The sequence below is a fragment of the Sulfurihydrogenibium sp. genome, from assembly GCF_028276765.1.
Lineage (GTDB): Bacteria > Aquificota > Aquificia > Aquificales > Hydrogenothermaceae > Sulfurihydrogenibium.
This window is the reverse complement of the sequence record NZ_JAPYVU010000065.1, coordinates 1-8,133: the sequence shown is the minus strand read 5'-3', so window position 1 is coordinate 8,133 and position 8,133 is coordinate 1. Positions and strand designations below refer to the sequence as shown.

Genomic DNA, 8,133 nt, shown 5'->3' with positions numbered 1-8,133 from the left:
TTTATTTAGTTTATTTATTTTGATTCTATCCGAGGCGAAGCCGAGGATGACATGTTTTTATTTATTTCTAATACTTAAATCTCCAACGTATACAAATTTTAAACCTTTGTCAGTTTTTAGCATTAAGCTTCCATCTTCATTTAGACCAATCAGTTTTCCTGAAAGTATTGGCTTTCCATCTTCTAAAATCATAACATCTTGATTTAGCCAAAGAAGATTTTCTTCAATCTTTTTAATGTCTAAGTACTTTTCTTTCATGAATTTTAAATAGTCTTTTTCTATTTGCTGCAATATGTCTAAAAATATTTCTTTTCTGCTAAATGTTTTTCCATCTTCTATTTTTAAAGATGTTGCTACTTCTTTAATATCTTCTTCAAAATCTTTTATCGATTGGTTTACATTTATTCCTACACCGACGATTAACTTTGAGATGCTGTTATTTTCTATACTGCTTTCGATCAAAAAGCCGGCTATTTTTTTTCCATTTAAATAAATATCATTTGGCCATTTGATTTTTATCTCTCCATTAATGTAATTTTTTAAAACTTTAAAAACGCTGTAATTAAATAGCAGGCTAAAATGAGATAAATAGTTTACTTCTATTTCCGGTTTTAAGACTATTGAAAAGTATAATCCTAAGCCTTTATGGCTTTGCCATTTTCTATTTTTTCTACCCTTTCCGGCTGTTTGTGACTCTGCAAAAATCACCGTTCCATCTTCGTAGTTTTCTCTTTTTGCTTGTATGTTTGTAGAGTCAATTTCTTTAAAATAAAGATAGTTTTTTCCTATGAATTTTGTTTTTAAGTTTGGAATTATTTCTTGTGGTAAGAGTTTATCAGGTGGCTGTATTATTCTGTATCCATGCCTGTCTGATTCTATTTTGTATCCTAAGTCTTTGAGTTTTTTAATCTTTTTCCATACTGCAACACGTGAAACTTTATAGATTTGTGCTAACTGCTCGCCTGATATCTTTTTTTCTTTTAAAAGCTGTATCAGTTTTATCTCGTCAATCATTTAATACCTTTAATCTTTCATAAGATTTAAAGCATATTCTAAATCTTTTGTTGGTAAATTACAACTAAAATTTTTACAAACATAGATATCACATTCATCGAATGGAACCATGTTGCTAATGTACGGAATTAACTCTTTTATATGTTTTTCGTTTTCTCTGTTTAAAAAGACAATCGCTTTATTAGGAATGAATTCGGTATTTATTTTATCTAAAACCTTTTCACAGTTTCCGGCTAACACTACTTCAGAAGTTGGATAGAAAACAAGCATTAAAACAATATTAAACATTGAGTGGTAAGATGGAAGTCTTTTAATCTCACCGCCAAATGCTTTTAGTGTTTCTATAGCAAAGTTATAATACTTTTCATTTCCTGAAATTAAATACAATCTATAAAGATTGTAAGCAGAGACCGAGTTTCCCGATGGAATAGCTCCGTCAAAAGCTTCTTTTGGTCTAACTATCACATCTTTTGAATTTTTAGGACTTAGGAAAAATCCGCCACTTTCAAAATCGTAAAATTTTTCTATCATTAAATCTGTCAATTTTAACGCTGATTTTAGATATTTAATATCTCCTGTAGCTTCATAAATCTCAATCAACCCCCAGCTAAAAAATGCATAATCATCTAAAAGTCCTTCAACTTTTACCTCTCCGTCTTTGTATAAGTGGTACAGAATGTCATTTTTAAACATCGTGTTTAAAATAAAATCTGCTGCAGTCTTTGCTTTTTCTATGAAATCTTTATCTTCAAACCCTTTTCCTGCTTTTGCCAATGCAGATATCATAAGTCCGTTCCAGTCTGTTAAAACTTTATCATCTTTTTGTGGGTGAACTCTTTTTTCTCTTGCGTCAAAAAGTTTTTTTCTAATCTCTTCCAATTTTGTCTCTAATTGGTTTTGGTTCATGTTTAAATCATTTGCCAGCTCTCTTATAGGTTTTTTTAAATATAAAATATTCCTTCCTGTCAAATGTCCTGTAGCTTCCTCAAAATAATTTCCTTCCTCTTTAACATTAAAAACTTTGATTACAAGACTTAGCTCTTCGTCATTTAAAACTTCTTTAAGTTCATCGATAGTCCATGTATAAAATTTACCCTCTTCACCTTCACTGTCTGCATCCTCAGAAGAGTAGAAAACGCTTTCCTTAGATGTCATATCTCTTAAAACATAAGCTATAGTCTCTTGTGCGGCTTTTTTATAGAAATTGTTTTTTGTAAGTTGATAGGCTTCTGTGCATGCCATTGTTAACATTGCTTGGTCGTATAGCATCTTTTCAAAATGAGGCAGTAACCACTCTCTATCTGTTGAGTATCTATGAAATCCAAACCCTACATGGTCATACATACCACCAAGTCTCATATTAATGAGCGTTTTTTCAGCCATTTTTAAAGCTTCTATTTCTTTTGTATGGTAGTAGTATCTAAGTAGAAACATAATGTTATGGGGAGTTGGAAATTTTGGCTTGATAGAAAATCCGCCATATTCTTTATCAAATCTTGATTTTAAATCTAAATAACATGCGTCTATAATATCTTTTGAAATCTCGTCAGATTTTCCTTTAAAATCGTTTTTAAGATACTCAATAACTTTTTCTGCTCTTTGGATTAAGTCTTCTTTATTGTTTTTCCAGTATTCAGCTACGCTTGTTAACAAATCTACAAGTCCTATTCTGCCGGGTCTTGAATATTTTGGGAAATAAGTTCCTGCAAAAAATGGCTTTTTATCCGGAGTCATAATGATGGTCAAAGGCCAACCACCACTTCCATTAAACATAAGACAAACATTCATATAAATAGAATCTATATCAGGTCTTTCTTCTCTGTCTACTTTTATAGAGACAAAGTTTTCATTTAGAATTTTTGCAACTTCTTCATCTTCAAAAGATTCTTTTTCCATCACATGACACCAATGGCAGGATGAGTATCCAATGGACAAAAAGATTGGTTTGTCTTCTTTTTTTGCTTTTTCAAACGCTTCATAACACCAAGGATACCAATCCACCGGATTATAAGCATGCTGAAGTAAATATGGACTTTTCTCATTTATAAGTCTGTTTGGCTTTTTATTCATGATTACCTCTGTACTCTTATTTTGTTTAAAATCTTAGATAACTGCAAGAAGTTTAACAATAGGATTTATCATAATTAATAAAGTTAAAACACTCAGGATACAGAAAAACTGCTAAGGATATATCTGAGTATCTATGGGATGTATTCTTTTGCACTGGCAAGCTTCCTCATAGAAAGAAAATAAACATCAAACATATTTAATGTTAAAGGTTAGCTTATATCTTGTTAATTCTGAGACGAAACTGTTCCAAAAATCAACGTTGTCATTCTGCAGCCGGCGAAGAATCTCATATTTTCTAGAATTTTGGAACACTCTTATTCTGAGGCTGCAAGCCAAAAGATATCATTTTTTAAATTTTATAAAAAACCACTAATTTTTTACTTCCAATTATATGATAAAATTAGAATATTCAAAATTTAATGATGATCAGAGGTAAGTGTTTGAAACAATGAGAAATAAAAAGATATCCTTATTGTTATTACTTATTCTATCTTTATTTAAACTTTCATATGCAGAAGAAGATTTGTTTAAGATTGCAAAGATAAGAGCATCATCAAAAACTACAGAAAAGAGTATCAGCTCTGCATTAAAGTTTTATAATGATGGGTTATACTCAAAGGCAATAGAAACAGCTTCAAATTTATTAAACAATGAAACCTTGGACGATTTAAACTATGAGATTATAAACTTTATTTTAGTACATTCCTTGTATAAAAGCAGACAAGAAGGAAAAATGCTTGAATATGTAAAAAATGTCAACTTTGATAGAATTTCTCAATACGGTAAGTATAGAATCTATCAAGTTGCAATGCTTTTATTCTTAGAAAGAAAGTATAAAGAAGGTCAAGATTATATACTTGAAAAATTGGGAATTTCAAACGATGGCTTTAAATCCTTGGCTCAAGAAAATGAAAGCGATGAAATTAGAGAAATTATTTTAAACAAGATATACAACAAAAAAGAAAAAGTTAAAAAGTTAGTTTATTCAAAGGATATAAAATTTTTTGGTGAAAATACGAAGCTTATAAACTACAATGGAGTAGACTTTATCTTAAATAAAGATATTTTTAAATTAGACCCGGCGGTACCTGTTATTGGTGAGCTAAGCATTTATATAGCTGAAAAAGACCAAACAATGTTCGAGCTGGCAAAAACTCTTGACCTTGGATACTACGAACTAAAAAATGCCAATCCGCTACTTGACCCTTTTGACATAAGAAAAAATCAAATTGTAGTTGTACCACTAAAAAGAATTTTACCCGTTAAAGATTTCAAATATGGTACTATTTATATCAATATTTATGAAAAAAGACTTTATTATCCAATAAAAATTAATGATGAAAGTTATGTCATTACCTATCCAATAGGTATAGGAGCAGACGATGCACAATCTCCAATAGGTGAATTTAAAATTTCTCAAAAAAGAAAAGACCCTGCTTGGTATCCACCTGAAAGCATAAGAAAGGAACAGCCTGATTTACCTCCAGTTTTTCCACCAGGACCCGATAATCCACTTGGTACAAGAGCGATGAGACTTGGAAATACTTCATTTTTAATGCATGGAACAAACAAAGAGTATGGAATTGGAATGAAAGTCAGTCATGGATGTATAAGAATGTATAACGAAGATGTTGAAAAACTTTTCGAAGTCGTGGACATCGGAACACCGGTCGTAAGTAGAGAAATTCCTTATAAAATATTTGTAAATTCAGAAAAAGCTGTTGAAGCCTTTGATGATGATGCGATAAAGGAGCTTGAAAAGAGTAATATTGTTAGTAAAAGATTTTTGGATTTTTATAAAACAGATTTATTTGGAAAAAGTTTTGCTATAAAGGCATGGTGAAAAAATGGAAGATAAAGAGATTTTAAAGCAGTGGGATAAGGAATATTTTTGGCATCCTTTCACACAGATGAAAGTTTATAGAGAAGAGGATAATGTTATAGTTGAAAGAGGAGAAGGAAATTATATAATTGATATTTACGGAAATAAATACTTTGATGGCGTTTCTTCTTTATGGTGTAATGTTCATGGACATAATCATCCAAAATTAAATCAAGCTATTTGTGAGCAGGTAAGTAAAATATCTCATTTCACAACCCTTGGAGCATCAAATATACCAGCCGTAAAACTTGCTAAAAAGCTTGTAGACATCACCCCAGAAGGTTTAAGTAAGGTTTTCTACAGTGAAGATGGTTCTGAAGCAATGGAAATTGCAATAAAAATAGCCTATCATTATTGGCATAATAAAGGAATGAAAGAAAAAAACAAGTTTATAACACTGAGTGAAGCTTATCATGGCGATACAATAGGTAGTGTCAGCATAGGCGGCATCAACATTTTCCATGAAAAATACAGACCTTTACTTTTTGATGTTTATAAGCTACCTTCTCCTTACTTACAAGCTGTGAAAATAGCCGGTAGAGAAAAAGCTTTAACAGAAGAAACTACAAAGAAATTGATAGACGAAGTGGAAGAGTTTGTTTTTAAGCATCATCAAACAGTTGCAGGATTTGTTTTAGAGGCCGGCGTTCAAGGTGCAGCCGGTATTTTACCATTTCCAAAAGGATACTTGAAAGAAATAGAAAGAATTTGTAGAGAATACAACATTTTAATGATTGTTGATGAAGTTGCAACAGGATTTGGTAGGTCTGGGAAGATGTTTGCATGTTTAAAAGAAGATGTTAAACCAGACATAATGGCTCTTGGAAAGGGGATAACAGGAGGATATTTGCCATTGGCAGCAACTTTAACAACAGATGAGATTTTTAATGAATTTCTTGGAGAATTTGGAGAAGCTAAACATTTTTATCATGGACATACATACACAGGAAATCCTGTAGCTTGCAACGTAGCATTAGCAAACATTCAGCTTTTCGAAGAAGAAAAAACATTAGAAAAATTACAACCAAAGATTAAATTATTAGAAGAAAGACTAAAAGAATTCTTAGAGTTAAACCATGTTATTGACGTAAGACAATATGGATTTATGGCTGGTGTTGAGCTTGTAAAAGATAAAGAAAAAAAACAGCCCTATCCATACGGAGAAAGAATGGGGTTTAAAGTGGCAAAGGCAATGCTTAAAAGAGGAATATGGATAAGACCGCTTGGTGATGTAATGGTAATCATGCCGCCATTATCAACAACAGAAGAAGAGCTTAATTATTTCTTAGATAGTTTAAAAGAAAGTATTATTGAAGTCTGCGGAAATTAATAAATGGAGGATAAAATGATAATAAGAGTTGCCCACAGTCCAGATTCTGATGATGCATTTATGTTTTATGCAATCAATACAAAAAAGATTGATACTAAAGGTTATGAATTTATAGATGTACTATCAGACATAGAGACCTTAAACAAAGAAGCATTAAAAGGCACCTATGAAGTTTCAGCAATATCAATTCATGCTTTTCCATATGTTGCAGATAGGTATGCTTTGTTATCATCCGGAGCAAGCATGGGAGATAATTACGGACCTATGGTAGTAGCAAAAGAAGATTTTCCGGCTAACGAATTAAAGAACAAAAAAATAGCTGTTCCCGGTACGTTAACGTCTGCGTTTTTAGCCTTAAAACTTTTTGAGCCGGATATAAATTACGTCGCACTTCCATTTGACCAAATTATGGATGCTGTAAAGGAAGGAAAGGTTGACGCTGGGCTAATCATTCACGAAGGACAGCTAACTTACCAAGACGAAGGTTTAAAATGTATAGTTGATTTAGGAAAATGGTGGTATGAGAAGACAGGCGGTCTTCCACTTCCACTTGGTGGCAACGTAATCAGGAAAGACCTTGGAATTGAAGCAATGAAAGAAATTTCCGAAATATTGAGAGAAAGCATTAAGTACTCCTTAGCTCATAGAGATGAAGCAGTTGAATATGCATTAAAATACGCAAGAGGAATGACAAAGGACAAAGCAGATAAATTCATAGGAATGTATGTTAATGATTTAACAGTAGACTACGGAGAGAGGGGGAAAAAAGCTATAGAGCTATTTTTAAAAGAAGCTTATGAAAAAAAATTAATTCCAGTTTTACCAGAAATTACTTTCGTATAACAAAGAGGTATTGACGATGAGGATATTATATTTAGGTGAAAGTGAAGAGATATATACAATATTAGATGAAATTGCTTCACTTAGTCAATCAGAAGTAATAAAAATAGGATCAGTAAAGGAAGTAATAGATATTTTAACAACAGATAGAAACTTTCACGGAATAATAGCGCATCCAAAAGTTAATAACATTCCTTCGCTTCAAGTTTGGGCATTCATGAAAAGAGATGAATCATTAAAAGATATTCCTTTTATTATAATAGCAGAAAATATAACAAAAGATGACATAGATTATTACAAAGCAATGGGTGTGGCTGAAGTTTTTGAAATACCTTTTAATCCTTTAGAAGTATTTTTGGTAATTACGAATAAACTAAAAGACATAAAAGGCGAAGAAGCGGTCAAACAAATTCTTAAAGAACCTGAAAAACATAAATCCGTGCTATCTAAAATCTTTGAATTTGTTAAAAAATTTCTTGGGACAAAGCAAGTTGAGTGAGTTTCAAAGTTTTGGAGATTGGAAAGAAAAACTTAGAGAAGAATCTACGAAATCGGATGTATGCGTTTTGGTAGAAGGAATTAATGATCTAAGAAAGTTGTCAAACTATGGAATAAAAAATGTAATCGTTTTAAAAGGCCAGAGATTTTACGATGTTGCCGAGAAAATTTTAGAAAATTACAGTAAAGTAATAATACTTTTTGATTTAGATAAACATGGAAATAAAATGGTTCAACAGTTCAAAAAGATTCTTGAAAATGAAGGTACAGAAGTAGATCTCTCTTTTAGGGAGTTTTTGAAAGATTTGAATGTTGAAGAAATAGAAAATTTACCATAGTGTTGTAAAATTTTTGAAAGCTACAGAATATATTAATTGCTTTGTCCAATAATAGAAAATCATAGAATAGTCTATTTTTTTCTGCATACGTTTTATTGCTTTTCTTTAATTAATTATACACTACGCTAATAATTATTCATTGTTAAAAACCTATTAATAAG

At 31.2% G+C, this 8,133-nt stretch carries 7 protein-coding genes; 5 read left to right on the top strand and 2 right to left on the bottom strand.

Features of this window, described 5'->3' with window-relative positions; genetic code table 11:
* Positions 1–57: 57 nt before the first annotated feature.
* Both Q0929_RS08380 and Q0929_RS08375 read right to left on the bottom strand, forming a co-directional pair.
* Complete coding sequence (locus Q0929_RS08380; RefSeq protein WP_299239770.1) at positions 58–1,014, bottom strand: biotin--[acetyl-CoA-carboxylase] ligase; 957 nt, start codon at positions 1,012–1,014, stop codon at positions 58–60.
* Positions 1,015–1,023: 9 nt separating this feature from the next.
* Positions 1,024–3,084, bottom strand: coding sequence for a thioredoxin domain-containing protein (locus tag Q0929_RS08375; protein ID WP_299239767.1), 2,061 nt, complete (start codon positions 3,082–3,084; stop codon positions 1,024–1,026).
* Between the two features lie 448 nt (positions 3,085–3,532).
* On the opposite strand from Q0929_RS08375, the gene Q0929_RS08370 reads away from it, so the two are divergent.
* From Q0929_RS08370 to Q0929_RS08350, 5 genes are read left to right on the top strand one after another with little or no spacing between them, the layout of a single operon-like run.
* Positions 3,533–4,927: a L,D-transpeptidase gene (locus tag Q0929_RS08370; protein ID WP_299239763.1), complete on the top strand. Its 1,395-nt coding sequence runs from the start codon at positions 3,533–3,535 to the stop codon at positions 4,925–4,927.
* 4 nt (positions 4,928–4,931) lie between these two features.
* Positions 4,932–6,296: an adenosylmethionine--8-amino-7-oxononanoate transaminase gene (gene bioA, locus Q0929_RS08365; protein WP_299239759.1), complete on the top strand. Its 1,365-nt coding sequence runs from the start codon at positions 4,932–4,934 to the stop codon at positions 6,294–6,296.
* A 15-nt stretch (positions 6,297–6,311) separates the two neighbouring features.
* Positions 6,312–7,139: an MqnA/MqnD/SBP family protein gene (locus Q0929_RS08360; RefSeq protein WP_299239757.1), complete on the top strand. Its 828-nt coding sequence runs from the start codon at positions 6,312–6,314 to the stop codon at positions 7,137–7,139.
* A 16-nt stretch (positions 7,140–7,155) separates the two neighbouring features.
* Positions 7,156–7,635: a histidine kinase gene (locus tag Q0929_RS08355; RefSeq protein ID WP_299239755.1), complete on the top strand. Its 480-nt coding sequence runs from the start codon at positions 7,156–7,158 to the stop codon at positions 7,633–7,635.
* On the top strand, positions 7,628–7,972 hold the full coding sequence (locus Q0929_RS08350; RefSeq protein ID WP_299239752.1) for a toprim domain-containing protein: 345 nt from the start codon (positions 7,628–7,630) through the stop codon (positions 7,970–7,972). Before Q0929_RS08355 ends, Q0929_RS08350 begins: the two co-directional genes overlap by 8 nt.
* Positions 7,973–8,133: the final 161 nt, after the last annotated feature.

What these genes read in the sequence shown, in the direction of transcription:
- Q0929_RS08380 (WP_299239770.1), bottom strand. Translation starts at nt 1,014, where the DNA reads ATGATTGACGAGATAAAACTGATACAGCTTTTAAAAGAAAAAAAGATA.
- Q0929_RS08375 (WP_299239767.1), bottom strand. Translation starts at nt 3,084, where the DNA reads ATGAATAAAAAGCCAAACAGACTTATAAATGAGAAAAGTCCATATTTA.
- Q0929_RS08370 (WP_299239763.1), top strand. Translation starts at nt 3,533, where the DNA reads ATGAGAAATAAAAAGATATCCTTATTGTTATTACTTATTCTATCTTTA.
- bioA (WP_299239759.1), top strand. Translation starts at nt 4,932, where the DNA reads ATGGAAGATAAAGAGATTTTAAAGCAGTGGGATAAGGAATATTTTTGG.
- Q0929_RS08360 (WP_299239757.1), top strand. Translation starts at nt 6,312, where the DNA reads ATGATAATAAGAGTTGCCCACAGTCCAGATTCTGATGATGCATTTATG.
- Q0929_RS08355 (WP_299239755.1), top strand. Translation starts at nt 7,156, where the DNA reads ATGAGGATATTATATTTAGGTGAAAGTGAAGAGATATATACAATATTA.